The 25,675-nt window shown below is 38.5% G+C and carries 24 protein-coding genes; 6 read left to right on the top strand and 18 right to left on the bottom strand.

Annotation, left to right across the window (positions count from 1 at the left end; genetic code table 11):
- Nucleotides 1-11 precede the first annotated feature (11 nt).
- Nucleotides 12-1,328 carry a branched-chain amino acid transport system II carrier protein gene (brnQ, locus tag I858_RS12075; protein WP_049694620.1) on the top strand — a complete coding sequence of 439 codons (1,317 nt, stop codon included), beginning with the start codon at nucleotides 12-14 and terminating at the stop codon, nucleotides 1,326-1,328.
- Nucleotides 1,329-1,373: 45 nt separating this feature from the next.
- On the opposite strand, the gene I858_RS12080 is transcribed toward brnQ, so the two are convergent.
- Both I858_RS12080 and I858_RS12085 read right to left on the bottom strand, forming a co-directional pair.
- Nucleotides 1,374-2,243 (bottom strand): general stress protein, encoded by an 870-nt coding sequence (locus I858_RS12080; RefSeq protein ID WP_049694621.1) that lies wholly within the window; start codon nucleotides 2,241-2,243, stop codon nucleotides 1,374-1,376.
- 52 nt (nucleotides 2,244-2,295) lie between these two features.
- Nucleotides 2,296-2,889, bottom strand: coding sequence for a general stress protein (locus tag I858_RS12085; RefSeq protein WP_049694622.1), 594 nt, complete (start codon nucleotides 2,887-2,889; stop codon nucleotides 2,296-2,298).
- 323 nt (nucleotides 2,890-3,212) lie between these two features.
- On the opposite strand from I858_RS12085, the gene I858_RS12090 reads away from it, so the two are divergent.
- Complete coding sequence (locus I858_RS12090) at nucleotides 3,213-4,634, top strand: helix-turn-helix domain-containing protein (RefSeq protein WP_239457144.1); 1,422 nt, start codon at nucleotides 3,213-3,215, stop codon at nucleotides 4,632-4,634.
- Between the two features lie 12 nt (nucleotides 4,635-4,646).
- Entirely contained in the window at nucleotides 4,647-5,168 is a 522-nt protein-coding gene (locus tag I858_RS12095; protein ID WP_065524450.1) for a hypothetical protein, read from the top strand.
- Between the two features lie 158 nt (nucleotides 5,169-5,326).
- On the opposite strand, the gene I858_RS12100 is transcribed toward I858_RS12095, so the two are convergent.
- From I858_RS12100 to I858_RS12135, 8 genes are all read right to left on the bottom strand, one after another.
- A complete protein-coding gene (locus I858_RS12100; RefSeq protein ID WP_049694625.1) occupies nucleotides 5,327-6,061 on the bottom strand; it encodes a gamma-glutamyl-gamma-aminobutyrate hydrolase family protein in 735 nt (244 codons plus the stop codon).
- 169 nt (nucleotides 6,062-6,230) lie between these two features.
- Nucleotides 6,231-6,563 (bottom strand): MGMT family protein, encoded by a 333-nt coding sequence (locus I858_RS12105; protein ID WP_049694647.1) that lies wholly within the window; start codon nucleotides 6,561-6,563, stop codon nucleotides 6,231-6,233.
- Nucleotides 6,564-6,592: 29 nt separating this feature from the next.
- The gene (locus I858_RS12110; RefSeq protein ID WP_049694626.1) at nucleotides 6,593-7,069 is read right to left on the bottom strand and encodes a hypothetical protein; all 477 of its coding nucleotides are present in this window, start codon (nucleotides 7,067-7,069) and stop codon (nucleotides 6,593-6,595) included.
- A gap of 21 nt (nucleotides 7,070-7,090) precedes the next feature.
- A complete protein-coding gene (locus tag I858_RS12115; protein WP_049694627.1) occupies nucleotides 7,091-8,068 on the bottom strand; it encodes a GNAT family N-acetyltransferase in 978 nt (325 codons plus the stop codon).
- Nucleotides 8,069-8,798: 730 nt separating this feature from the next.
- Nucleotides 8,799-9,101, bottom strand: coding sequence for a MarR family transcriptional regulator (locus tag I858_RS12120; RefSeq protein ID WP_049694628.1), 303 nt, complete (start codon nucleotides 9,099-9,101; stop codon nucleotides 8,799-8,801).
- Nucleotides 9,102-9,294: 193 nt separating this feature from the next.
- A complete protein-coding gene (locus I858_RS12125; RefSeq protein ID WP_049694629.1) occupies nucleotides 9,295-10,596 on the bottom strand; it encodes a Zn-dependent hydrolase in 1,302 nt (433 codons plus the stop codon).
- 20 nt (nucleotides 10,597-10,616) lie between these two features.
- Complete coding sequence (locus I858_RS12130) at nucleotides 10,617-11,792, bottom strand: amidohydrolase (protein WP_049694630.1); 1,176 nt, start codon at nucleotides 11,790-11,792, stop codon at nucleotides 10,617-10,619.
- 65 nt (nucleotides 11,793-11,857) lie between these two features.
- Nucleotides 11,858-13,054: a hypothetical protein gene (locus I858_RS12135; protein ID WP_049694631.1), complete on the bottom strand. Its 1,197-nt coding sequence runs from the start codon at nucleotides 13,052-13,054 to the stop codon at nucleotides 11,858-11,860.
- 326 nt (nucleotides 13,055-13,380) lie between these two features.
- On the opposite strand from I858_RS12135, the gene I858_RS12140 reads away from it, so the two are divergent.
- A complete protein-coding gene (locus I858_RS12140; protein ID WP_049694632.1) occupies nucleotides 13,381-14,805 on the top strand; it encodes an NAD-dependent succinate-semialdehyde dehydrogenase in 1,425 nt (474 codons plus the stop codon).
- Nucleotides 14,806-14,859: 54 nt separating this feature from the next.
- Here I858_RS12140 and thrB read toward each other — a convergent pair whose 3' ends face one another.
- From thrB to I858_RS12155, 3 genes are read right to left on the bottom strand one after another with little or no spacing between them, the layout of a single operon-like run.
- On the bottom strand, nucleotides 14,860-15,765 hold the full coding sequence (gene thrB, locus I858_RS12145; protein WP_049694633.1) for a homoserine kinase: 906 nt from the start codon (nucleotides 15,763-15,765) through the stop codon (nucleotides 14,860-14,862).
- Nucleotides 15,762-16,823: a threonine synthase gene (gene thrC / locus I858_RS12150; RefSeq protein ID WP_049694634.1), complete on the bottom strand. Its 1,062-nt coding sequence runs from the start codon at nucleotides 16,821-16,823 to the stop codon at nucleotides 15,762-15,764. Before thrC ends, thrB begins: the two co-directional genes overlap by 4 nt.
- Nucleotides 16,820-18,112 carry a homoserine dehydrogenase gene (locus tag I858_RS12155; protein ID WP_049694635.1) on the bottom strand — a complete coding sequence of 431 codons (1,293 nt, stop codon included), beginning with the start codon at nucleotides 18,110-18,112 and terminating at the stop codon, nucleotides 16,820-16,822. Before I858_RS12155 ends, thrC begins: the two co-directional genes overlap by 4 nt.
- A gap of 126 nt (nucleotides 18,113-18,238) precedes the next feature.
- Here I858_RS12155 and I858_RS12160 point away from each other — a divergent pair, with 126 nt between their 5' ends.
- The gene (locus tag I858_RS12160; protein WP_049694636.1) at nucleotides 18,239-19,603 is read left to right on the top strand and encodes an aspartate kinase; all 1,365 of its coding nucleotides are present in this window, start codon (nucleotides 18,239-18,241) and stop codon (nucleotides 19,601-19,603) included.
- Nucleotides 19,604-19,750: 147 nt separating this feature from the next.
- The gene (ahlS, locus tag I858_RS12165) at nucleotides 19,751-20,599 is read left to right on the top strand and encodes an AhlS family quorum-quenching N-acyl homoserine lactonase (RefSeq protein ID WP_049694637.1); all 849 of its coding nucleotides are present in this window, start codon (nucleotides 19,751-19,753) and stop codon (nucleotides 20,597-20,599) included.
- Nucleotides 20,600-20,675: 76 nt separating this feature from the next.
- Here the strand turns inward: ahlS and I858_RS12170 are convergent, their stop codons facing one another.
- Genes I858_RS12170 through I858_RS12190 form a run of 5 tightly spaced genes read right to left on the bottom strand, consistent with a single transcriptional unit; the run spans nucleotide 20,676 to nucleotide 25,296 of the window.
- Nucleotides 20,676-21,170 (bottom strand): hypothetical protein, encoded by a 495-nt coding sequence (locus tag I858_RS12170; RefSeq protein ID WP_049694638.1) that lies wholly within the window; start codon nucleotides 21,168-21,170, stop codon nucleotides 20,676-20,678.
- Between the two features lie 58 nt (nucleotides 21,171-21,228).
- On the bottom strand, nucleotides 21,229-22,386 hold the full coding sequence (locus I858_RS12175) for an aminotransferase class I/II-fold pyridoxal phosphate-dependent enzyme (RefSeq protein WP_049694639.1): 1,158 nt from the start codon (nucleotides 22,384-22,386) through the stop codon (nucleotides 21,229-21,231).
- 44 nt (nucleotides 22,387-22,430) lie between these two features.
- A complete protein-coding gene (locus I858_RS12180; RefSeq protein WP_049694640.1) occupies nucleotides 22,431-23,720 on the bottom strand; it encodes a TRAP transporter large permease in 1,290 nt (429 codons plus the stop codon).
- Entirely contained in the window at nucleotides 23,717-24,211 is a 495-nt protein-coding gene (locus I858_RS12185; protein ID WP_049694648.1) for a TRAP transporter small permease, read from the bottom strand. The genes I858_RS12180 and I858_RS12185 overlap by 4 nt, the downstream gene beginning before the upstream one ends.
- 59 nt (nucleotides 24,212-24,270) lie before the next feature.
- Nucleotides 24,271-25,296, bottom strand: coding sequence for a TRAP transporter substrate-binding protein (locus tag I858_RS12190; protein WP_049694641.1), 1,026 nt, complete (start codon nucleotides 25,294-25,296; stop codon nucleotides 24,271-24,273).
- Nucleotides 25,297-25,675: the final 379 nt, after the last annotated feature.

Genomic DNA, 25,675 nt, shown 5'->3' on the forward strand with positions numbered 1-25,675 from the left:
AGGAGTTCAATATGACAGAGAAAACGCTTACAAAAACAGACATTTTAACTCTGGGACTTATGCTATTCGCTTTGTTCTTAGGGGCTGGAAATATCATTTTCCCACCTTATTTAGGACAATTAGCAGGCGATCAATTAGCGATTGCCATAATTGGCTTTTTACTAACAGGAGTAGGTCTTCCACTGCTCGGAATTTTAGCGATTGCTAAAGGTGGCGGAGATCTTCAATCTATCGCTGGACGTGTACACCCCGTTTTCGGTATCATTTTCACACTGATTGTTTATTTAGCAATAGGTCCTTTTTTTGGAATTCCTCGAACCGCAACAGTTGCTTTTGAAATCGGCATTGCGCCTTTTTTATCAACGAGTGCTAGTGAATCAATTTGGTCACTGGCTATTTTCACCATCCTCTTTTTCAGTATCACTGTTTTATTTGCGATGAATCCAACAAAGTTAGTCGATCGAATCGGCAAAATTTTAACACCCTTACTGATTATCGTGATTGGTTTATTGGCAGTAAAAAGCTTTTTGACACCCATGGGTCCAATAAAATCACCGATTGGGAATTATGATACGCAAGCGTTTTTCGAAAGTTTCTTACAAGGTTACTTGACAATGGATGCCATTGCAGCATTGGTCTTTGGCATTGTGATTATTCAATCTATTCGAGATAAAGGTGTTACAAATACGAACTCCATTTTAAAAGCTACTGCCTATGCTGGATTGATTGCTGCGATTGCATTATCTGTCGTTTATCTATCATTAAGTTATATTGGCGCTACAAGTGTTGAAGCAATTGGCTTGCAGGATAATGGCGGTATCATTATTGCAATGGCCGCTCGTGTGCTGTATGGGGATCTGGGTGGCATTATCTTGTCTGTTGCTATTACTTTTGCATGTTTAACCACTTCTATTGGTCTTGTATCTGCTACGGCGCAATTTTCAACTAAAATTTTCCCGAAAATTTCTTATATTGCATACGTTTTATTTTTTTCGATTTTTTCAGCTTTGATTTCAAATATTGGGTTAACACAATTAATCTCTATTTCATTACCAGTTTTGCTAGCAATTTACCCTGTTGCAATCGTTCTTGTACTTTTATCGTTTTTTGACCGTGTGTTTGATCGCAAACCATTTGTTTATGTGATTGCCTTTTCGCTAACTGCGGTAGTCAGTATTTTCGATGCATTGCGCTCAGCAGGTATATCTTTTAAGGAAGTAGATTCCATTTTCAGTTACCTCCCTCTTTTCGAGCAAGGAATTGGCTGGGTAGTTCCTGCTATTACCGGAACATTAATCGGCATTGTCATCGCGCGCGCTACTAACTAAAATAAAAAAGCTTTCCCAAAAAATTTTGGGAAAGCTTTTTTCTACTTAAAAGAATCGTTGTGATGGTGGGTTTAAATTGTCTTTGTTTTTTTTACTTTCAATTTCTCTATGTTCTTCAGGATTTTTAGCATGTTCGAAATTAGATGACTGTTTATCATTCAATGATTTTTCTTCTTTCGAATCTCTACCGAATGGAGCTGGTCCTAAATTTGGATCTACACCTGGTGAAGGTTCACTTTGTCTGCGATTAATACCCTCTTCTCGCAACAAATTTTCTTCACCTTCTGTAGTTTGCAAACCCGGCTCGTGATCAAATTCTTTTTCACGTATAGACTCTTCGTCTTTTGCCAGTCCAGCAGTAGGATGAATTTCATCTCCTTTTAAGCGAGAATCTTGGGAACGATCATTATTGATTGAACGTGCATGCTGGTCTTCTCTTGAAACTTCACGTGTGTATATTTCATCTCCACTACGATTTTCTTGCGCAAGAGCTGCCTTGCCAAAAGTAGCGTTTCCTGTAGGTTCTGATTCAAGATCCATTGGGTTATTCGAATCATCTAAAGATGAAAAATGCTCATCTTCTGTTGAACCTGTTTGACCATCTGTATAAAGAAGAATAGCACCTTTTTCAATTTCACGCTTGTAATCGTCTGCTCTATCTCTGTTTAAATTTAGGCGATCTAATTCTTTTCCAACACTGTCTTTTCCTCTAAGAAGAGACTTAAAACTACTAGAAATGGAATTGGCTTTTTCTGCATGGACTCCTGCATCACTGGCGGATTCTACGATTGTCTTGTCGTTTGCCATTACATGAATATCTTGCTCGTTAAATCCTTTTGCTTTTAAAGACGCTACTGCTGTTTTCATCTCTGACTCGCTATAAACAATTTCAAATTCACGATTTCCTGATTTCATAATTAAATACCTCCTGTAATTTTGTAGTAAGTTGACATTTCCTTTTGCTTGTTCATTTGTACTTTTTATTACTTTGGCTGTGTTTTTCTGCTTCACTAGATCCACCACGAATTTTTTCAATTTCTGGTTTTTGCTCAGTAGTAAAAGAGTTATGATGTTCTTCTTTTATTAAAGTAGGATCTTGCGCAAATGATTCTCCATGTTCAAAACGGTCTTCTTGTTCATCAAAATTATTATCAACCGAATTGATAAATTGTTTTCTTTGATTAGCGGTAGGCGTTTCTGGCGAAGAATCAATCTCATGATTAGTGATTTCGTCCATAATTGTTTTCTCGTCTTCATCTTCATACAAAAGAATTCCTCCTTTTGCGAGGTCAGCAGTATAACGTTCTGTTTCTTCATCAGAAAGGTTTAATGATTTTACACCTTCGTATACACCACTATCTCCTGAAACAAACCCTTTAAATTTATCAGTAAAAGTATCTACTTCCGTGCGATCAAATCCATAGTCTTTAAAATGTCCAGTATCTTTTGCCATGATATGAAAATCTTGCTCTTTGTAACCATTGTTCTTTAACTCTTGTAGTTTTTTTTGTAAATCAGTTTCTGAAAAAACCACTGCTACTACCTTTTTATGTCCACTCATATAAAAACCTCCATAAATTTGATAAATCACCGTACTGTATATCTACCCATCATTAGACAATCATTAACTTCATTTAGTTGATTAGTCTCGATAAACTATCATTCTGTGAATAATATAATAGTAGTTTTTATTAGAAGTAGAGATATTTATGTCAATATACCTATCAAAAGAGCTTTATCTATTGTTTCCTTCATCAATATTTACCGAAGTAAGCATATTTTCCCTTTTTTTCATTTTTGGCTATTTTCATACTAAAAAAGCAGTTTATTTAGAAAATTGATGATATCATAGATACAAGATAGACAAATAAAGAAATATAGGATGTGGAGGCGACAATTATCGTACTTGGCGATCTATTTTCTTCATACTTTTCGGACAGTACTAGACAGGTAGAAAACAACTCTCCTATATGGTTAACAGAGGTACTGCCCCTGCAAAAGGAAAGGAGAGCAGTAATGGACACGGGAATGCGCTTGAAATATCATCGATTGAAACAAAAAATCAGTTTAGAAGAATTCTCCTCTGGCATACTCTCTCCACGAGAATTAAAGAAAATTGAAAGTGGCATTAAAGATCCCGCATTAAAAGAGTTAGAAGCTTTGTGCAAAAAGCTAGACATTCCTTTAGCCCCTAAAGATAATCCAATTGGAAAAGTTCTGGTAAAGAACTTCAAAAATTCTTTATTGCACCCGCAAAACAAAGCCCAAATTATGGAGCAATATAACGATATCCAAGGACATCCTTTACTGAACGCTGATGAAGACGTCGAGTTAGAGTACAGCATCCAACAAATCAGGTATTACATCATCACTGGTGATTTGGATAGTGCCGAAGACAAAATCAAAGAAATGGATCGATTTAGAGAATTTATGAGTCAAGAGCAGTTTTACTTATTTCATAAGTACAACGGGAATTACAATTATATTCTTAATGACTTTGAGAAATCACTAAAAACCTATCTCGTCGCTGAAAAAATAGCTCCACCCTCTATCTCTGCTTCAGAACTTGGAGATCTTTATTATTCAATTGGAATTGCTAGTACTAAATGCCGAGAAACCGAAATGGCTTATAAGTATACAGAGATGGCCTTAAAGATTTACCAGCAGGAATTTATTCCAAAACGTATTGTGGAATGTCATTTGAATATTGCTATTACTCATCAGCATTTTGGCAATTTTCGCATGTCGATGCAACACTACAAAAATGCTTTAACTATTGGAAATAAATTAGAAATTGATATTTTACGCTTTACGACAGAATACAATATAGGATACGCTTACTTTTTGTATCAAAATTATGAACCAGCCATTACTCATACTGAAAATTCACTAGATTATATACATCCCGAGTATCCTGCCGACATCCTCATAAGCTATTGTGTTTTAATAAAATGCAATTATGAGCTTGGTCGTATTGCAGTCGCAAAAGAGTGGTTGAGAAAAGGATTAGATATAGTTGAAAACAAAAAGATAAGTATAAACTCACCAACTAATAAAGCTTTTAAAGAAGCATATATCGAATTTATATGTCTGGATCATTTAGTAAATAAAAACTTTGTGGAATTTGAAAATTTTATTTTAAATAAATTGCTTCCAAGCTTAGAGAACACAAGAAATTTCTTTGAGATGGGTTACTTTTTAAGTCATTTAGCTGATGTTTATTACCAACAAGAAAGATACAAAGAGTCAGCAATGTACATGAGCAAAGCAAAATATGCATATAAAAATACAACTATTTTATATTAGGGAGTGAACGTGATGAAAAAGGGTGTCACTATATTATTTTTTTCTATATTAACGTTTAGCACTTTATCATTTAACACTAGTTCTGATAAGGAACTAGCTGCTCAAGCTCGCGTTCCTGAGCCTTGGTCTATCGGCACTGAAGTGGCTGCTCAAGCCCGCGTTCCTGAGCCTTGGTCTATTGGCACTGAAGTGGCTGCTCAAGCTCGCGTTCCTGAGCCTTGGTCTATTGGCACTGAAGTGGCTGCTCAAGCTCGCGTTCCTGAGCCTTGGTCTATTGGCACTGAAGTGGCTGCTCAAGCCCGCGTTCCTGAGCCTTGGTCTATTGGCACTGAAGTGGCTGCTCAAGCTCGCGTTCCTGAGCCTTGGTCTATTGGCACTGAAGTGGCTGCTCAAGCTCGCGTTCCTGAGCCTTGGTCTATCGGCACTGAAGTGGCTGCTCAAGCCCGCGTTCCTGAGCCTTGGTCTATTGGCACTGAAGTGGCTGCTCAAGCTCGCGTTCCTGAGCCTTGGTCTACTAAAAAGCAACAACTCTAAATTTATCATCGACTACAATAGCTATCGCTAATTTCTTTTAGTGATAGCTTTTTTATTTTCTTTTTGAAACTTATAATGAAAAATAAAAACATCCAAGGGACTATAACTCCTTGGATGTTTAAAATATGATTGCTTGCTCACTTTAATGCATTAGAACTTTATTGATTTTGCTTTTTATCCACTAAGCATTCTTTAACAAAGCGATCAAAGATGTTTATTGAAGCTTTGTCTCCTTGAAGGGCAAACTCTTCTGGGTGCCATTGAATGCCTATCGCAAATTGATGATTTCTGCTTTCTAGCGCTTCCACGAGTCCATCAGCGGCGTGTGCAGCCACAGTCAGTTTCTCAGAAACATCTTTTACGCCTTGGTGGTGAAACGAGTTTACATTGAATTTTTTCTCTTGCATAATTTCATATAGCAAGCTATCTTCTTCTAATGTGACTGAATGCGTACGATGAGTTCTCATAGCTTTTTGCTTATGTTGATAAAGTTCTCCTTCAAACTGAGATTCTAAATCTTGATAGTTTGTTCCTCCCATCGCAATGTTAAACATTTGCAAACCACGGCACATCCCAATAAATGGCTTGTCTAACTCAAGAAACTTCAAAATAAGTTCTTTTTCATATTCATCGCCTCCTGGATAAACTGTACCTAGACGCAAATGAGGCTCTTCTCCATATAATGTAGGATTAATATCTCCTCCGCCTATAACAATTAATCCATCCAACCGCTCGCATAGTAATGGAATGTCTTCTTTATCTACAATCGGCACAATTAATGGTAAGCCTCCTGCTTTAAGAACGGCATTACTGTAAACAGAATCTAATGTATAGTTCAGGTTTTCTTCAACGCGTGCTGTGATGCCAATTACCGGCTTATTTTCTTTTTTCATGCTTTCCCTCTTCTCCTCAAAATCAAGTTATCTCTTAACATCTATACCCTTCACTTCTAAACTTGCAAACATTAGAGGTGTAGTTACTTGTTTTTTTTAATCATCTTCTCGACTTCAGAACTACTGTGTCGTTATTTACAAAAAATAAAAAACCTCTTTTTTGGAGGTTTTAATACAATTCACTGTGATTTTTTTCTTGTATTTGGAGCTGAAACTGAGTCAAATCGATTTGATCATTCAAATCCACTTCCACTCCTTCATTTTGAAGTGATGTTTTTTGGAAATAACGCGCTTCCTCATCTTTAAGAACAATTTGACCTCGGACATTCACAATTCGGTGCCAAGGCAAATTATACTGTGCACTCATGCTATGTAAGATTCTAGTCACTTGCCTGGCTGCACGTGGACTTCCGGCAGCTGCTGCTACTTGACCATAAGTCATGATTTTGCCAGGCGGAATTTGTTGGATAATCTGTATAACTTTTTCCGTGAATGCTTGCAATCTTCTCATCCGTTCTCTTCATAGATAAATTAGGCTTTTTTCTTTTTTTTCTCTACTTCTGACAATAACTCTCCACTTTTATACTCTATCAACAGTTTTTGTGCAAATTCATACAACGGTAAGTTTCCCGTGTCTGCAGAAAGACCATTTGTTTCAGCGTGGAGATACTTGTAATATTCTATCATTCTCGCTACCAACTCCTCAAGACCTTCCAGTGTTTTTTCATTATGATGCTGAAGCGGTCTTGCTAAGTTGATGTCTTTTGCTTCATTTAAATACAGAAATTCCATTTGTTCCAATGAATCGATCGCTTGATCAAACAATTGTTGATTGCGATCCATTCGATAGAAACTTCGCCAAAAAACGAAAACTTCCTTTGCAACTCCCAATTTTTTTGCACCACGTGAAGCATTTAATCCTTCAACAACACAAATTTCGTACATTATTTTTCTTAAAGATTTTTTATACTCTCTTTCTACAACACCTTTGTACTGTATATACTTCATGTCTATCCCTCCCAAATTAAATCAACTGTTTCTATATTTACGTATAATATCTTCATCTTCTAAAGACACCAGTCGATTATAGATTTCTTGATCGTAAATTTGCTGGCCGATTGTAAACATCACAGGCTCACAATTGGCAATTTCTTTTTTTATAGAATTTTCACTAGTTGCTTTATAAAAATTACTGCCTAAATGAAAAGAGGTATAGTAATTTTCTTTGCCCCATTCAGCAATTTTCTCTAACAAAGTTCGCATTGTTTTTTGGTAGTTTGCTTCAGATAAACTACCTTCTAGATGATAATAAATAGTATCTCCTTTTGCTAAGACATAGCAGGCAGAGACTAGCTTAGTTTCCTGATAAACGCCAAACAAATGCAAATTTGATCCCATCGAACTAATTAAGGCTTCAAAATAATCATTTGTGAAAAAAAAATAGCTATCCGTTTCTTCTTTCCGTCGAACAGATGAATAATACAGCACTAAAAATTCAAAGAGATGACGCACCGTACCCAGTTTTTTCACGACTAAGTCCCCATTGGTCTGGATAGGGATCGAATAGTTTTTTAAATTGATTGTAAAGGTTTCAAATACAGTCGATATTTTAAAATAATTGTTGAATAAGTGATCGTTCTGCTTTAAAGGATGAAAGCGAATATATTCTGCAATTATCTTTTCTTTGTAGCAGTATTCTACAAACTCTTTTCTGAAATTGTTTACCAATCGTTGCTGATCCTTTTTTACCTTTACGATAGGGCCACCATAACCGTAAGGAGTTGTTACATCAAAAACCGTAACATCTTCGTTATTCACGACTCTTTTAATGAAAGGATAGGCGACTTCACCATCTTCATCTTTATAATAAAAAAGAACAGCGACTCCAGGATCTAATTTCAAGGCACTTAGAAAATATTGGTTGGTATAGTATATATCCGTTATATTTAAACCATCGAGGATTCTTTGCCATCGACTCTGTTCTTGTATTGATATTAGTTCATACATATATTCCCACCCCTACCTTGCCTAGTAAATCATTTTTAAACCGTTTGAAACGACACTCTTGTCTCGACTCTCTCTGTTTCTTCTTGTTTTTCAACTAGCCAATTCAATAAAATAATACGCTTTAAAAACGTTTAAAATTAACTAGAAAAAGTATGCTTATTACTGACCACTCGATGCACAGACTTTTTAAGATTTCTAATTGAAGATTATTTCTAAAAATTCAGATTATTATAGTTCATTTATATCATACTTAAGTGTTTCAATCTACAATATTAAGGATAAAGTTTAAATAATTGAGATAAAAACTAAGTACTTAGTCTTTATCTGTTTATTAAAAGAGTTTTACCCTCCATTGAGTAGGTATTTTGATTCTGATTTATTCGTGTCTTCTCAGTCGAGTACATCTAATATCCCTTTTCTTAAAAAAACATAAAAAAAGCATCTCTCTTGTTAATGAGAGACGCTCAGAGTCTATACGAAAAAGGTTTTGAAACAAGTTAGTTCCAAAACCTCTTTTGTCTATTTTATTTTCTGTGACTCCACTCTATTCTTTAGTCCGGCAATACACGCCTAAGGGGGATGGCAAAGCGAGAAGTATAAATGGTCTTTCTTGGCTTCTCACACGAGCCATCTCCAAAGAGACTAGAGCAGTTATGTTGCTTCACAATCTCCAGGTAATTTGAGTTTGTCTATAGTTAAAACATCTGCCCTCTTACTGAGATATGCTTGTTTATACTTCTTTTCTCAACCCAATAATTCCATTTCTGCGGTAAATAACTTCTTTTGATTCTAATATTTTTAAAACTTTACTTAAGGTTTGATGTGAAATATTAATATCTGCTGTAATTTCTTTAATGGTTTTAAATAGTACTGCTTGTGATGATGAATTTTTATAAAAGTATTTTAAAAACGATTCACCAATAGCTGCTATTTTCTCAGTTTCTGTTGAAAAGTATGCGCGACAATTGTCTACTAGTTTTTCTTCTGAAAAGATAATTGATTTGTTTTGAGTTTGTTCTTCCGCCACTTTCACTCAACCGCCTCCAAGCTTTGTAGGATAAGTTACGTAGTTATTAGTTGTATACCCTATCTTAGTTCCAATATACACACTATATCAAAAAATACTGATAATTCCAAAATACGCATATATTTTTACATTTTATGGACAACGAAAAAACCAGAAAAAAGAATGATTCTTTTTTCTGGTTTTATTAAATTCAACGAGATTAGTTTTTCATCGCATCTTCGATAAAATCTTTCAATACATGAATTCCCATTACACAGTCATTCAAAGATGACCATTCTTTTGGGTTATGACTGATCCCGTCTTTGCTTCGAACAAAAAGCATCGCGACCGGAATAAAGCGGCCAAGATTCATTGCATCATGACCAGCTCCGCTTGGAATGTAAGTGGGTGCGATATTAAACTTATTCAATGATTTAGCTAACCGTTTCTGCAAGTCTTTAGCAATCGGTACCGGCTGTATACGCGTATTCACCTTAATGTTTGATCGAATTTCATGTGCATTTGCTACTTTTTCTGCTTGCTTGCATAATTGATCAAGCAATTGGTCTCTTGGCTCTTCATTTATATCGCGGATATCGATAAGCATTTTCACACTTTCCGGAATAACATTTGCTCCATTTGGAAAAACAGTTAACTTCCCGACAGTTGCAACTGCCGTATGGTTTAATGCTTTTGGAAATTGAGGAATCGATTGAAGAAGTTCTGCCGCCGCTACTAAACAATCTTTCCGACCAATCATCGGCGTATTACCCGCATGTCCTGCTTCGCCGATATACTCAACTTCTACCCACGCTGGCCCTGCAATGCCACTTACAATACCCACTGGTTGGTTTGCTTGTTCTAATTTTCTTCCTTGTTCGATATGAACTTCTACAAACAGTTCTAACTCTTCTAAATTTCTTTTAGCAGCTTTAAATGACTCTAGCGTACTGCCATAATGCGCCAATACTTGTTCTAATGTTTCATTATTGTAATCATGAAGTTGATCTATTTCTTGATCTGTCATTGCACCTGTCATCGCTTGACTGCCTGTTAAACCACTATTAAAACGAGATCCCTCTTCATCAGAAAAAATAATGACTTCATATGGCTTGTCTGGAATATAGCCTGTTTCTTTCCATGATTCGACAACTTCCAGTGCAGATAAAACACCTAGTGGACCATCAAAATTCCCACCACTTGGCACACTGTCGACATGTGAACCTGAAGCAATCGCTGGCCGCTTAGTCTTTCCTTCTAATCGAGCTAATACATTCCCTGCTCCATCTTCAGAAACTTCCAGCCCCGCTTCTTGCATCCATTTTTTAACGAGCGCTTTCGCGGCTTTTTCATCGTCTGAAAACCCAGGACGTTTTACCCCTCCAACTTGAACAAATCCTATCTGAGATAATTCGAACAATCGTTTTGCAATACGCTCACCGCTGATTCCTGAATGATCGAGTTTGATGTTATAATCTTTTAGCAACTCTTCATATAAGGGATTGTTAGTATGTTCTAGCATAATTTCCTCCTGAGTTGTGATTATTTTGTTAAAAAAGACCATGCGTATTGTGCGTAAAGTTCAGCACCTGTCACCATTGAATCCTCATCAACATTAAACTTTCCGTGATGATGTGCCCATTGTGTATCTTTTTTAGCATTACCACTTCCAACCAACGCAAAGCTTCCTGGAACTTCGTCTAAGTAAAATGAAAAGTCCTCTCCACCCATGGTCGGTTCTTCTTTATATACAGAATCTTCGCCGAATGCTTCACTTGCGACTTGTTGAACTAAATGAGCACTTTCTGTTTCATTAATAACAGCTTGCGTTCCACGAATATAGTCTACTTCTGCAGTACCTCCATAGATTGCTGCTGTATGATTTGCATAAACCTGTAGTTGCTTTTCAATGTGATCACGAATCGCAGGATCAAAGCATCTTACTGTACCTTCGATTTCTGCATTTTCAGCGATGATATTAAAGCGAGTTCCAACAACCATTTTGCCGATGGTCACAACAGCTGATTGCATAGGATCGACTGTGCGAGAGACGATTGACTGAATGTTCATTACAAATGAAGAAGCAATGACAGCAGTGTCAATGCAAGCTTGTGGCATGGCACCGTGTCCTCCTTGTCCTTTAAAACGTACATTAAAAATATCTGCTGAAGCAAATGCTGGACCTGGACTACAAGCTACTGTACTCGTAGCTCCTTGAGACCAGATATGAATACCAAAAACGTTATCAACTCCATCTACAGCTCCTTGCTTGACCATTGCTTTAGCACCCGTTGCGACTTCTTCAGCAGGCTGAAAAATAAATCGGACATTGCCTGGAATTTCTTCTTTTACGCTGTCCAAAGCTTTTGCAGCTGCTAAAAGCATAGCCGTATGAACGTCATGTCCACAAGCATGCATTTTACCAAGTTCTTTTGACTTATAAGTCAAGTCTGTATTTAGTTCTTCAACAGACAATGCATCCATATCTGCCCGCAAGGCAACGGTTTTTCCTTTTTTTCCACCTTCAAGCTCTGCTATGACGCCAGTCGGTTCCATTTTGCGCGCTTTGATGCCAAGCTTTATTAAATAATCGTATACAAACTGGGAAGTTTCATACTCTTCCCATGACAATTCAGGCTCACTGTGAAGTTTGCGACGAATTTCAATCATTTCGTGACTATTTTCTTTTATAGCGTTTTTTATTGTTTGATTGATCATTGTGAATTCACTCCAATTTCTGTTTTATGAAACGTGTTCCCCGCATGCTCAATCAAAATGAATGTTTATAGGAAGCCTACAAATATACCGGCCAAAATGACAGAAACAATCGTAACCGTGATAAAGCCCGCCACTAGCATCGGTGGCAACATATGACTTGTTAGAACTTCACGTTCTTGTTCGTCTTTGGTCAACGAGTTGATAACTTCTACAGTAATAATATAATCTGCTGGAAACCCGTACAAAGCCGTTAAAGAAACTGCGAATGCCATTTCTTTACTAACTTTCAGAAGCTTACCGACAATAAGTGAGAAGATGTACATTCCAGCAACACCGATAACGATACAGCCAATAAGCGGATACATTATTTCTACCATCATGCTTGGTGTGGCATTTTTTAAGCCGTCAAAAATGAATAGCAACAAGCCCATGATCGCGAATCCAAAGCCGTTCGCTTTTTGTAATGGATGACGTTCAAGGAAACCGATACTACGTGCAATAACACCAAATAGTAAACATAAAACGAATGGGCTGATTCCGACAACTGGCGTTAAAAGAACCGACGTTAAGTAAGCTAGATAGCCTACTAGTGCCAAGCGGAAAAACTTGAAAAAGTCTGTATTGTATTTTTCTGGCATCTTTGCAAACATGCGCGGTTCTCTTACTGTTTTTTCCGTAGTTCCTGATTGTTCGCCAGGCAATTGCTTAGCTGTCAATTCATTGTTTCTAAATTTCTCTAGTAGGTTTTTCCCTTCTTTTTTCAACATAATCGAAGTCAATGGATACCCTGCAAATCCTTGCACAACATAAATGACGATTGCGAAAACTGCTAGTGTTGGAAGTCCTGCAGCAGCTGCTCCTTCTGACATAATCAATGCAGATACTAGTCCACCAACTAAAGGCGGAATCGCGACTACTACTGTTTGAAAATCAAACAGTAAAGTACCGATACCGAATAAAGCGGCAACAATTCCTAAAATACCGGATATTGCAATTAAGATTGTTTTCCATTGTTCTTTTAATTCTTGTAAAGACAACAAAGTTCCCATATTGGTAATCAGTAAATAAATAAGCATGACGGCAACAGCCGGTGGAATTCCTGCAAGCGTAACAATTTCAGGAGGAAAGAATGTCCAAAATCCGAGTAAGAACAAAACCCCACTGACAAATATTGAAGGAATCCAAGCTTTTGTGCGAATTGAAACTGCTTCGCCGATAAATAAAACTAAAATTAAAATAGCTAATGCCAGCATTTGAGACATGTTGGTTTCCTCCTTTTTTTGTAACAAATAATGTGTGCTTTCGAGCTCCACACTATTTTTGTTAGTATCAAAATAGTAGCACAACATTCTCTTCTAATACATGGAATTTATAGACTATTTAGAAATAATATTCACTTCAACTACAAATATATTTTATGAAACCGATTCCGCTAGCTATATATTGCATACTTTAGCTAATTTAAAATCTTTTTAATATATGTCTAAATTGTGAACAGAGCTTACTTTGTAATGGATTAAAAGTTTACGCAGAGACAATTAGAGGTAAATAAATAAGATACGCATAAACCAAAAGGAGGATGTCTAGAATGGACGGAAGACATTATATTAACGGTGAATGGACAACTACAGGCGATGGAAAAATTGACGTTTTGAATCCTGCGACTGGTGAAATTTTAGGTTCAGTGCCTAATGGTGGCGAACGAGAAGCGACTCAAGCAATCGAAGCAGCAGCTGCTGCATTTCCAGAATGGTCAAAAACGACTGCATATCACCGTGCAGAAGTTTTAATGAAATGGCATGATTTATTACTCGAACACAAACAAGAAATTGGCGAAATTTTAACAAAAGAGATGGGAAAACCTTTAGCTGAAGCAATTGGAGAAATTGAGTATTCGGCCTCATTTGTTTCATGGTTTGCTGAAGAAGGCAAACGTATGTACGGAAGAACAATTCCCGCTACGAAAGAAGGAAAGCGCATCCAAATCAATAAACAGCCTGTTGGTGTTGTTGTATCTATTACCCCTTGGAACTTTCCTGCTGCTATGATGGCAAGAAAAATGGCTCCTGCTCTTGCTGCAGGTTGTACGTTCGTAGCCAAGCCCGCTAAAATGACACCGTTAACTGCAGTAAAAATGTACGAACTTGCGATTGAAGCTGGTTTCCCTAAAGGCGTCATTAACTTGGTCACTGGCAGCGCTAGTAAAATTGGCAAAGTATTTACTAGTCATCCAGATGTCCGTAAACTAACCTTTACCGGATCAACGGGAATTGGCAAAGAACTGATGAAACAAGCTTCAGAAACTATGTTGAACTTATCTTTAGAACTAGGTGGTCACGCGCCAATTATTGTTTTAGAAGATGCAAATATGGATTTAGCGATTGAAGGTGTTATGGCATCAAAATTCCGTAATGCTGGACAAACATGTGTCTGCGGTAACCGTATTTATGTTCAACAAAGCATTGTCGAGGAGTTCTCTAAAAAGCTCAGTGAAGCTGCAAGCAAACTAAAAGTTGGAAATGGCTTAGACGAAGGTGTAAAAATTGGTCCGCTAGTCAATAAAGAGGGCTACGAAAAAGTTGAAAAGCATGTACAAGACGCTGTTGATAAAGGCGCTAAAGTACTTGTCGGCGGAGACGGTCGCACCGAAAACAATGCTTACTTCTATAACCCCACTGTCTTAACAAACGCTACCTCTGATATGTTAGTCATGAACGAAGAAACCTTTGGCCCTGTCGCACCAATTATGACATTTGAAACAGATAAAGAAGCTGTTCAATTAGCGAATGACACTCGTTTTGGATTAGCCGCTTACTTTTTCACTGAAAGTATGTCGCGCGGTACTTATATCTCTGAAAATCTGGATTATGGGATTGTCGGATGGAATGATGGAGCTCCGTCTACTGCTCAAGCTCCATTTGGTGGAATGAAAGAAAGTGGTATCGGTCGTGAAGGCGGCCAAGAAGGATTGGACGCATTTTTGGAAACAAAGTATGTTTCAATCAAAATTTAAATCTGATCTATAAAAAGAAGCTATCCGGAAATTCCGGATAGCTTCTTTTTCCTTTTATACGATTGTTTCACATATGTTGATTCCTGTAGAAGATGGCTTTGTAACTAAGCATTCATACAGCGGAAATTCTTTCGCCAATTGTTCCGCTACTGCCGTTTCTCTTCCTTTTTCTACTGCGATGAACAAAGAAGGTCCTGCTCCACTAATCGCTGAACCAAACACCTCGAGTTCAAGACAACTTTGCTGTATGGCATCAAAGTTAGGGAATTTGTCTTTACGATAAGGTTCATGAAAAACATCTTTTTGCATCATGCGTCCCGCTGTCTGCCAGTCTCCTTTTGCTAAAGCTGCGGATACAACATTGCCTGCAGCACTCCCTTGCACAGCTATTTTATGAGATAAGGTTTTTGGCAGGAGGTCACGCGATTCTGAAGTCAAAAATTCCGTAGGAGGAATTAATATAACAACCCCAATTTCTACTTCTGGGACGTGAACAATTTCTAATTCTTCTTTATCAAAATAAGAAATCGTCAACCCTCCAAGAAATGACGCTGAGATATTGTCCGGATGCCCTTCTAGTTCGGTTCCGATTCCCAACTTTTCTTTCATTGACAGTTTTAGCCCCATCAAGCGATCAGCAATTTCAATGCCGGCAGCGATTGCTGTTGCACTGCTGCCAAGACCTCTGCTCAATGGAATTTCCGTATTCACGACCAATTTCGCAGCAGGCAATGATTGATCATATTTATCCGCAACCCACTGTGCCGTTGCGGCAATCAGATTGTCAGTACCGGTCTCAATCTGCTGATAGCCTTGATCTTTGTATTCGATAAGCCAAGTAGCGGCGGGAGACACATAAACGACCATATGAAGATCTAATGCCAGACCAATCGAATCAAATCCGGGACCTAGATTAGCGGTCGATGCTGGCACAGTCACTGAAAATTCTCTCCAGTTCATACGCTCACTCCTTTTTTCAAATCCTCCCAGAAACGTTCCATATCTTCGGGAACAAGAAGTGCTTTGTGCTGATTAACAGAAATTGCTGTTTCAGGATCTTTCAGTCCATTTCCTGTCAAAACAGCAACTACTTTTGAGCCTTTTTTCAACAGGCCATTTTCTACTTGCTTTTTAATCCCTGCAATAGAAGCACACGAAGCCGGTTCAGCAAATACCCCTTCAGTTCGAGCCAAGAGCTGATAAGCTTCAAGGATTTCTTCATCAGTAGCCGCTAAAATCGTTCCATTTGATTGATTTAAAGCATCAAGCGCTAATTGCCAACTTGCCGGATTTCCAATGCGAATAGCAGTTGCTACCGTCTCTGGATTTTTTACAATTTTATTATGAACGATTGGTGCTGCACCTGCTGCTTGGATGCCGAGAAGCACCGGACGTTTTTCACCAGTACGTTCCGCATATTCTGTAAAGCCTTTCCAAGAAGCTGAAATGTTGCCTGCGTTACCAACGGGCAATGCGAAGATATCTGGTACTTGCCCCAATTGATCAATCACTTCAAATGCGATTGTTTTCTGTCCTTCTAAGCGGTAAGGGTTGACCGAATTGACTAAAGCAATGCCTGCTTCTTGACCTACTTCACGCACTATTTGCAGTGCTTCATCAAAATTTCCTTTGATTTCAAGAATTTCCGCTCCATACATTTTTGCCTGTGCCAGTTTTCCGAGTGCAATACGGCCTTCTGGAATGACAACAATCGTCCGCATACCGGCTCTTGCACCGTATGCTGCAGCCGAGGCAGACGTGTTGCCTGTCGAAGCACAAATCAATACAGTTTTGCCTTCTTCTTTTGCTTTAGCGACAGCCATCACCATGCCGCGGTCTTTAAAAGAACCTGTTGGGTTGGCACCTTCTAGTTTTACGTACAGCTCAATTCCCCACTCTGTTGATAGTTTTTCCAAACGAACAAGCGGTGTATTGCCTTCTTGCAAAGTCAGTGAAGGGGTATTTTCTGTAACTGGAAGCCACTCTTTATGTTCCTCGATTAATCCTTGCCATCTCATACTGTTTCCTCCCCTTCTATGCGGTAATGGCTGATAACGCTCGCCGTTCCTTCTAAGTCACTCAATACATCTAAATGTTGTTGTCGAGAAATCTGGTGAGTCAGCAAGACTAATTCTGCTTTGCCAACTTGTTTAGCAGGCGACTGCATGACTGATTGAATGCTCGCCTCATGCTTACTGTAAATTGAAGTCATTTTCGATAAAACACCAACTTCATCATTTACGAGCAAGCGGTGGCAGTATTTCGCAAAACATTTTGTTTCTGGTTTAATAACACGTTCGTGTTGCGCTGAATGCACACGTTTTCCGTTGACACCAAGCTGTAAGTTGCGGCAAGCTGCGATAATATCAGAAACGACTGAAGTTGCGGTCGGCAAAGATCCTGCTCCAGGACCATAAAGCATCGTTTCACCTACAGCATCTCCATATATGTATACAGCATTGAATTCATTGTTAACAGACGCCAGTAGATGCGAGTTTGCTAGAAAAATAGGTTCGACTGAAACTTCGATGCCGTCTTCGTCTTTTGTTGAAGAACCAACCATTTTTATCGTGTAACCAAATTTATTCGCTAGCTCCAAATCGCCATCACGGATTTCTTTCATGCCTCTGACAAGTACGTCATCTAAATGCACTTCTGTAGAAAACGCCAGTGAAGAGAGGATAACCATCTTCCGTGCTGCGTCAATCCCGTCGACATCCGCTGATGGGTCAGCTTCGGCATATCCTAATTCAGTTGCTTCGGCTAAGGCATCCTCATAGCTCATGTTTTCTTTTTTCATTTTTGTTAAAATAAAGTTTGTTGTGCCGTTGACGATTCCTATCAAACTAGAGATGCGATCAGAAGCCAGACCATCTTCTAAAGTGCGGATAATCGGCACGCCTCCAGCAACACTTGCTTCATAAAAAAGATCGCATTTTTCAGCGTCTGCTAATTTCAATAAATCGTGGCCATATTCTGCCATGACGTCTTTATTCGCTGTCACGACTTGCTTACCCGTTCTGAGCGCTTTTTCAATCGCTAGTTTTGCACCAGCTATGCCACCCATCACTTCTACAATGATATCGAGAGAAGAATCATTTAATATCTCTTCTATGTCTGTCGTGAATACACTTGGATCTAAACTAGAAAGCCGGTCTTTATTTGCATCTCTGACCAGTACTTTTCCGATTAGAACTTGGGCACCTAATTTATGATGCAAATCTTGCTGATGCTGCTGGATGATTTTAGCAACTCCGCTGCCCACTGTTCCAAGGCCTAACAATCCGATTGAAATTTCATTTTTCATTGACGATTCCTCCCACGATGTGTACACTGTGAAAAAACAATTGTTTTTATCATAGAGACATTATAGTATTATATCTTAGTTAAAACAACCCTTTACAGACTATTAAAAAAGATGGGACTTGATCAGATGAAAGTGAGCAAATTTGGCGGTACGTCAGTAGCTAGCGCACAACAAATAAAAAAAGTAGCTGCAATTATTAAAGCAGAGCCTGCTCGCAAAATCATCGTTGTTTCTGCTCCTGGTAAGCGATTTGTAGAAGATGTGAAAGTGACAGATTTACTGATTAACTTATCAGCTGCAGCGCTTCGCGATGAGTCCACAAAAGAGCCACTTGCTCAAGTTGTGGCGCGTTATTCAGAAATCACGGATGAACTGGGTTTGGACAATACTATTAAACACGTTATCGAGACAGATCTGTTAAATCGCTTACAAGCAGACAAAAGCTCACCTCCTCTATTTGCTGATTCAATCAAAGCAAGTGGTGAAGACAATTCCGCAAAATTAATAGCTGCTTATTTGACATCTATTGGTTTGCCAGCAGAATACGTCAATCCATTTGATGCTGGCTTGTTTGTGAACGATCTGCCTGAGCGTGCTCAAGCACTTCCAGAGGCTTATGAACGACTAGCAACGTTACAACATAAACAAACCATTACCGTATTCCCTGGCTTTTTTGGCTACACAAGAAACGGAACATTGCGGACATTTGAACGTGGCGGTTCTGATATTACCGGCTCGATTCTTGCAGCTGCAGTAAAAGCTGAGCTATATGAGAACTTTACCGATGTAGATTGTGTCTTTGCAGCCAATCCACGTGTCGTGAATAATCCTGTGGAAATCGAACAAATGACTTACCGTGAAATGCGCGAGCTGTCGTATGCAGGTTTTGCTGTTTTACATGACGAAGCTTTAATGCCCGTTTTTAAAGCAGCTGTTCCATTATGTATTCGCAATACAAACAACCCTTCAGCTCCCGGCACAATGATTGTGGCAGAGCGTGACCATTCACTGCATCCTGTTACCGGTATTTCAGCAGACAGCGGCTTCTCCACTTTATACGTCAGTAAATACTTGATGAACCGAGAAATTGGTTTTGGGCGTAAACTACTTCAAATTTTGGAAGACGAAGCTATTTCATACGAACACATTCCTTCTGGAATTGATAACTTGTCTGTCATTTTGCGTAGTCATCAATTGACGACCGATAAAGAACAACGCATTATTGATCGTGTAAAATCAGAATTGAACGCAGATGATGTTCATATCCGCAGTGATTTTTCTATGATTGTGTTAGTTGGAGAAGGCATGAACAATCAAAAAGGACTAACAGCACGCGCAGCGAATGCTTTTGCTCGAACAGGCGTCAATATTGAAATGATAAACCAAGGCTCTTCTGAAGTGAGTTTGGTCTTTGGTATTTTAAAAGCAGACGAACAAAAAATAGTAAATGAATTATATAAAGAGTTTTTTGAACCTGCTTTGGTTCACTGAGTTTTCACCTCTTACGCTCACTAGCTTAAGAGGTTTTTCATATTTTCTTGTCCATTCAAAAACTGAATGTTGCTAGATTATTATATAGCCCTTATGCATTTCAGAAAATTGTGATAATATAAAGCTATTCTGAGAGGAGGAAGATCAATGACTGGTATTATCAAGCCCACACCAAAATTGTATGTGATGGATAACGGCACGTTAAGCATGGATAAAAACTTTATGATCTCAATGCACAATCCAGCGAGTATAGAAAACCCGAATCAACCTAGTGAAATGGCCACATTCCCTGTATATACGGTACTAATTGACCATCCCGAAGGTAAAATTTTGTTTGATACCGCTTGCAACCCCAATTCCATGGGTGCAGAAGGCCGATGGGGCAAAGTAACACAATCTCTTTTCCCTATTGATATGCCTGAAGAATGCTATTTGCATAACCGTTTGGAAGAACTAGGTGTTCGTCCAGAAGACATTAAATACGTTGTGGCTTCTCATCTTCACTTAGACCATGCAGGCTGCCTTGAGTTGTTTACAAATGCGACAATTATTGTTCACGAAGATGAATTGAATGGCGCCTTGCAAACCTATGCCAGAAATACCAAAGAAGGTGCTTATATTTGGGGCGATATTGATGCATGGATCAAGAACAATCTTCAATGGAAAACTGTTAAACGAACAGAAGATGGACTTCAACTAGCTGAAGGAATAAAGTTACTGAATTTTGGAAGCGGACATGCTTGGGGCATGCTTGGGCTTCAGATTCAACTTCCTGAGACAGGAGGAATTATTCTTGCATCTGATGCTATTTATACAGCCGAAAGCTTTGGTCCTCCCGTTAAGCCACCTGGCATTTTATATGATTCTGTCGGCTATACGTCAGCTGTTGAAAAAATCCGCAGACTATCACAAGAAACCAATTCAGACGTTTGGTTTGGCCACGATGCCAATCAATTTAAAACTTTCCGAAAGTCGACTGAAGGATACTACGAATAATTGGTTTAATAGACATTCAATGGATTTCAAAATTCAAAAGCCCCTCGCCACAAGCTGGCAAAGGGCTTTTATGTGTTTACATCCATTTGTCGACAACGGGACCTTTAGCGCCAAAAACCGGATCTGTTTTTGGCAAAGGCGTATTTTGGATATCTTCCAGAACATAAGGACGTTCTTCTACTTTACCGGTTTTTAAGTTATGAGACACACCACCAGGATAAGCTCCAACTACGCGAAAATCACTACTCGCCTCTAGTTTTTTATGCCCGGTCCCTGCTGGTAGCAATACTACATCCCCTTTGGCAATGCGCAGAGCTTTTCCTGTTTCACCGCCAAGTTGCAAAGTGGCAAATCCGCTTTGTACACCTAACACTTCGTGCGTATTGCTATGGTAATGGTGATAATCAAAAACACCATTTACCCAACTATTGGTCCAGTTGTGTTTGTTAAAAACCTTTTCAATTTCTTCTGGATTTTCTTTAAAAATAGCTGGATATAGAATGACATCCAAGAAAGGATTATTCGGAATCACACCATCGTCTTCAAATCGATAAAATTGGGAGTTTGACATACGGTTCACCTCTTTTTCAATCAAAATACTCTATACAACGATTTGCTCGTTCTGTACATTACGTTAACGTAGCAATGAATTTTTCCAATCGCTTCATGCCTTCTTCGAGTTCGTTCATGCTGCAGGCATAAGAAATTCGGATAAATCCTTCTCCGTATCTTGTAAATGCAGACCCAGGAACTGCTGCAACGTCTCCTTCTTTTAACAAACGCGTAGCAAACTCAAAAGAAGTCATACCGAACTTTTCAATCGATGGGAAAATGTAAAAAGCACCTGTTGGCAAGATTACATTCATACCCATCACTGTTAAGCGACTGTAAACAAAATCTCTTCGTCTCATATATTCCTTGTTCATTTCACCAGGTATATGACGCTGATTTTTTACCGCCTCAATTGCTGCATACTGACTCGGTACAGATGCACAAATAGCATTATACTGATGCACTTTAAGAACATGCTTCATATATATTTCTGGACCTAACACAAAACCAATTCGCCAGCCTGTCATCGAATGTGACTTTGATAGTCCATGAACTAAGAATGTACGATTACGCATTTTTTCGAAATGTGCAAAAGTAACGTGTTTGCCTCTATATGAATTTTCACTATAAATTTCATCGGTTACGACAAAGACTTCGTATTTTTCTAATACAGCAGCTACGTTTTCAAGTTGTATCGAATCCATCGTGACACCTGTTGGATTGGAAGGGAAATTCATCATTACTGCTTTCGTTCGTTCGGTTATCAAACTTTCCAAACGTGCTGGATCTGGTTGAAAACCAGTATCTGACATATCTAAGTAAACTACTTTAGCGCCGCACAGCTTAATAATTGGCTCATATCCTGGATAAGTCGGAACAGGCAAAATTACCTCGTCACCTTCTTCTAAAATCACTCGCAGCAAGGAATCTAATCCTTCACTTGCACCATTCGTAACAATAATTTCTGTTTTCGGATCAAAAGTTAACCTGTACGTATCTTGAAAAAAACTAGCGATTTCTGTTCTCAGCTCAAGTAAACCCGCATTATGTGAATAATTTGTTCGATTGTTTTCAATTGCAGTAATAGCAGCTCTTTTAATAGCTTCAGGTGTAGGGAAATCCGGCTGTCCAATAGTTAAGTTGATAGCGTTAGGATAGTCAACCAGTTGATTTGAAAACTGACGGATGCCTGAAATTTGGATAGTCTCAACGCGATGATTGATTGAAATACTCATATACAACAACCTTTCTTTCGTTTGACTTACACTAAAAAAATTTCTTATTCGTAAAGTCCAGGCAACCATAAAGACAAAGCAGGAATAAATGTGATAATCAATAAACAAACGATCATTGAAAATAAGAACGGAATTACCGCAAAAGCAATTTTCTCAAACCGAACTCCTCCAACACTCGATGCCACAAACAAATTGACACCAAGTGGCGGTGTCACAAATCCAATAGCTAAGTTAGCTACAAGAATAACACCAAAATGAACCGGATCTACTCCTACGCTCACAACTATTGGCAATAAAATTGGAGTTAACACAACCAAAGCTGAAATGGTATCAATAAACATGCCAACAACAAGCAATAATAAGTTAATGGCTAGTAAAATAACTAAAGGATTGCTCGATAGTGCAGTCAAATAATCAGAAATTTCTCCTGGAATTTGTTCAATTGTCATGAAGTATGCAAACGATACTGATAGCCCAATGATGATCATTGTTGTCGAGTTGATCACAATTGCTTGTCTGAAACTTTCATAAAGTCCTTGCCACGACAATTCTTTATAAACGAATTTGCCAATAATTATAGCATAAACGACAGCTACAACCGCGGCTTCTGTAGGCGAAAAGATTCCGCCATAAATCCCACCCAGAATAATAACAGGGATCAGCAAAGCCCATTTCGCATCCCAAAAAGTCGTTAAGACATCTTTAAATTTAAAAGAAGAGGCTTCTCCTGGCTCTGGCTTGTAGCCGCGTTTTTTAGAAATGATATAAGCCGTGAGCAACAACCCTGTTCCAATGATAATTCCAGGAATAATGCCCGCTAAAAACATACTTCCCACTGATACTCCACCGATAACACCATACAAAACAAATGGAATACTTGGTGGAATAATAACCCCGATTGACCCAGCTGCCGCCGCAACCGCAGAAGCAAAGCCTCCATCATACTTACGTGCAACCATTGCCGGAATCATAAAGCCACCAATTGCCGCAACAGTAGCAGGACCTGATCCTGAAATCGCTGCGAAAAACATACACGCCACAATGGTCACCATTCCTAAGCCGCCCGTCATCCATCCGACTAAAGCTGATGCAAACGCTAGTAATCGTTTAGAAACACCGCCTTTACCCATTAAAATGCCCGCGAGCATAAAAAACGGAATCGCAAGCAACGGAAATGAGTCAAGCGAAGTAAATGCTTTTTGTGTAATAATACTTAACGGCAAAGTTGTTCCAAAATAAATCGCCGTTAACGCTGAAACCCCTAAGGCAATTGCAATTGGTACACCAATCAATAAACATATAAATAAAGTTCCAAATAATAGCGCTATTGTCATGCTGGAAGGTCCCCTTCCTTATGCATTTCATAATCACCTTGCCAAATTTTGAACAATTGCTGGATCAACCTAATACACATACCAGCTCCACCTATTGGAATCGCTAAAAATGGAATCCACATAGGCAACTGCATCGCAGGCGTCACTTGTCCATTGGTGATACTACTCAATACTAAATCTGTTCCGAAATAGGCTAAAAATAATGCCATTCCGAACCAAATCGAAAGCGTAATCGTTTCTAAAACTTTTCTTGGTAATCCTTTAAAACGAGTAATAAAAGCTTCTACACGAATATGCTCACGCAATTTCACAGCATAACTTGCACCAATCCAAACTTGAAAAATATGTATATAACGAGCCATTTCTTCTGTCCAACTTGGCGCATCAGAAAACACATAACGCCCAACGACTTGTCCGAAAATCAGCGCTACCATGACTACCAATGTTAAAACTAAAAATGCTTCTTCTGCCTTCTCAAATTTTTTAATCATTGCTGCACTTCCTTTCATAAAATGAAAAATCAAGGAATTGCTTCCTTGATTTTCAGCTATTATTCATTTGCCGCTAAAGCTTGATCAATCAAGTCCTTGCCAATTTGGCCCTCGTATTTCGTGTAAACAGACTGTGCTGCTTCACGAAACTCATTGCGTTGATCATCTGTTAAATCGTTGATTTGCATACCTTCTTCTTTTAGTTTGTCCATAAATTCACCATCTTGTTGTTGTGCTAATTTACGCTGATCTGTACGGAATTCTTCAGAAGCTTCTGTCATAATTTCTTGAAGATCTTCTGGTAGACTACTGTAGAAATCGTTGTTCACTAACAATGCAGTTGCTGCATATACATGACCTGTTAAGGTCAAGTAATCTTGTACTTCATAGAATTTGTTTGTGTAATACAATGAAATTGGGCAATCCATTGCGTCGTAAGTTCCTTGTTGAAGAGCGGTATAAAGCTCGCCAAAAGCAAATGGCGAAGCATTTGCTCCAAATGCGTTAAATGTATCTGTATGCAATGGACTTTCCAATGTGCGCATTTTCAAGCCTTCTAAATCTGCTGGAGATTCAATCGGTCCTTCATTATTAGAAACGTGACGGAATCCATTTTCGCCAAACACCAAACCTTTTAAATCATTGTTTTCAAGATCAGCCAGCAATTCCTGACCTAGTTCACCGTCTAGCGCTTTATAGGCAGCTTCATTGTTATTAAATAGGAATGGCAAATCGAATACTTGGAACTTTTCATTGAATGAAGCCATTGCTGCTACAGCGGGTATAGTCATTTCAATGTTTCCGAGTTGCACTGCTTCAATCGCTTCTCGGTCAGAGCCGTATAATTGTCCGTTCGGGTATAGCTCAACGATTAAACGTCCATCTGATTCTGACTCTAGTTTTTCTTTAAAAGCCACGGCTGCAACATGAGAAGACTGCTCTTCTGGTACAAGATGGGCAAGTCGGATTGTGTATGTATCTTCACTTGATTCTCCATCTTCGGTCGTTGTTGTTCCACTATCCGGTCTTCCGCAAGCTGACAAAATAAATAATATAATGAGAAAAAATCCAATTGTTTTTTTCATAGTTCCTCCTGGTAAAATAGATTTCAGTAGCTCGCATTCAATTTATTCTAACTGAATGCTCAACTGCCGCTTGGCTTTTTATGCACTGACCGTTGCCGAGATCTGTTAACAATCAAAATACTCTGCCATTTTCCTATTTTTATAATTACCTCGTGAATTTCAATAACATCTCGATTAGTAAAGACTAAATCAATTATTCCATTGCCACATCTACTGCGAGTCATTTAATGCACCACGTTGGCATTCTTCTATTCAAAATTTTACTATCTGTTTTTCTTCAAGCAGCTCATGACTAGGTTTTGACTCTTTGGTAACAATCATTTTCTTAATGTGTGGACAGACTCGATTTGCTAATATGACATGCATGACATTATTTTTT

The organism is Planococcus versutus (genome assembly GCF_001186155.3).
Taxonomy (GTDB): domain Bacteria; phylum Bacillota; class Bacilli; order Bacillales_A; family Planococcaceae; genus Planococcus; species Planococcus versutus.

Bases quoted from the DNA above. Each gene is read 5' to 3' on its own strand.
- brnQ (WP_049694620.1), top strand. From the start codon at position 12: ATGACAGAGAAAACGCTTACAAAAACAGACATTTTAACTCTGGGACTT.
- I858_RS12080 (WP_049694621.1), bottom strand. From the start codon at position 2,243: ATGAAATCAGGAAATCGTGAATTTGAAATTGTTTATAGCGAGTCAGAG.
- I858_RS12085 (WP_049694622.1), bottom strand. From the start codon at position 2,889: ATGAGTGGACATAAAAAGGTAGTAGCAGTGGTTTTTTCAGAAACTGAT.
- I858_RS12095 (WP_065524450.1), top strand. From the start codon at position 4,647: ATGAAAAAGGGTGTCACTATATTATTTTTTTCTATATTAACGTTTAGC.
- I858_RS12100 (WP_049694625.1), bottom strand. From the start codon at position 6,061: ATGAAAAAAGAAAATAAGCCGGTAATTGGCATCACAGCACGCGTTGAA.
- I858_RS12110 (WP_049694626.1), bottom strand. From the start codon at position 7,069: ATGAAGTATATACAGTACAAAGGTGTTGTAGAAAGAGAGTATAAAAAA.
- I858_RS12115 (WP_049694627.1), bottom strand. From the start codon at position 8,068: ATGTATGAACTAATATCAATACAAGAACAGAGTCGATGGCAAAGAATC.
- I858_RS12125 (WP_049694629.1), bottom strand. From the start codon at position 10,596: ATGCTAGAACATACTAACAATCCCTTATATGAAGAGTTGCTAAAAGAT.
- I858_RS12130 (WP_049694630.1), bottom strand. From the start codon at position 11,792: ATGATCAATCAAACAATAAAAAACGCTATAAAAGAAAATAGTCACGAA.
- I858_RS12135 (WP_049694631.1), bottom strand. From the start codon at position 13,054: ATGTCTCAAATGCTGGCATTAGCTATTTTAATTTTAGTTTTATTTATC.
- I858_RS12140 (WP_049694632.1), top strand. From the start codon at position 13,381: ATGGACGGAAGACATTATATTAACGGTGAATGGACAACTACAGGCGAT.
- thrB (WP_049694633.1), bottom strand. From the start codon at position 15,765: ATGAACTGGAGAGAATTTTCAGTGACTGTGCCAGCATCGACCGCTAAT.
- thrC (WP_049694634.1), bottom strand. From the start codon at position 16,823: ATGAGATGGCAAGGATTAATCGAGGAACATAAAGAGTGGCTTCCAGTT.
- I858_RS12155 (WP_049694635.1), bottom strand. From the start codon at position 18,112: ATGAAAAATGAAATTTCAATCGGATTGTTAGGCCTTGGAACAGTGGGC.
- I858_RS12160 (WP_049694636.1), top strand. From the start codon at position 18,239: ATGAAAGTGAGCAAATTTGGCGGTACGTCAGTAGCTAGCGCACAACAA.
- ahlS (WP_049694637.1), top strand. From the start codon at position 19,751: ATGACTGGTATTATCAAGCCCACACCAAAATTGTATGTGATGGATAAC.
- I858_RS12170 (WP_049694638.1), bottom strand. From the start codon at position 21,170: ATGTCAAACTCCCAATTTTATCGATTTGAAGACGATGGTGTGATTCCG.
- I858_RS12175 (WP_049694639.1), bottom strand. From the start codon at position 22,386: ATGAGTATTTCAATCAATCATCGCGTTGAGACTATCCAAATTTCAGGC.
- I858_RS12180 (WP_049694640.1), bottom strand. From the start codon at position 23,720: ATGACAATAGCGCTATTATTTGGAACTTTATTTATATGTTTATTGATT.
- I858_RS12185 (WP_049694648.1), bottom strand. From the start codon at position 24,211: ATGATTAAAAAATTTGAGAAGGCAGAAGAAGCATTTTTAGTTTTAACA.
- I858_RS12190 (WP_049694641.1), bottom strand. From the start codon at position 25,296: ATGAAAAAAACAATTGGATTTTTTCTCATTATATTATTTATTTTGTCA.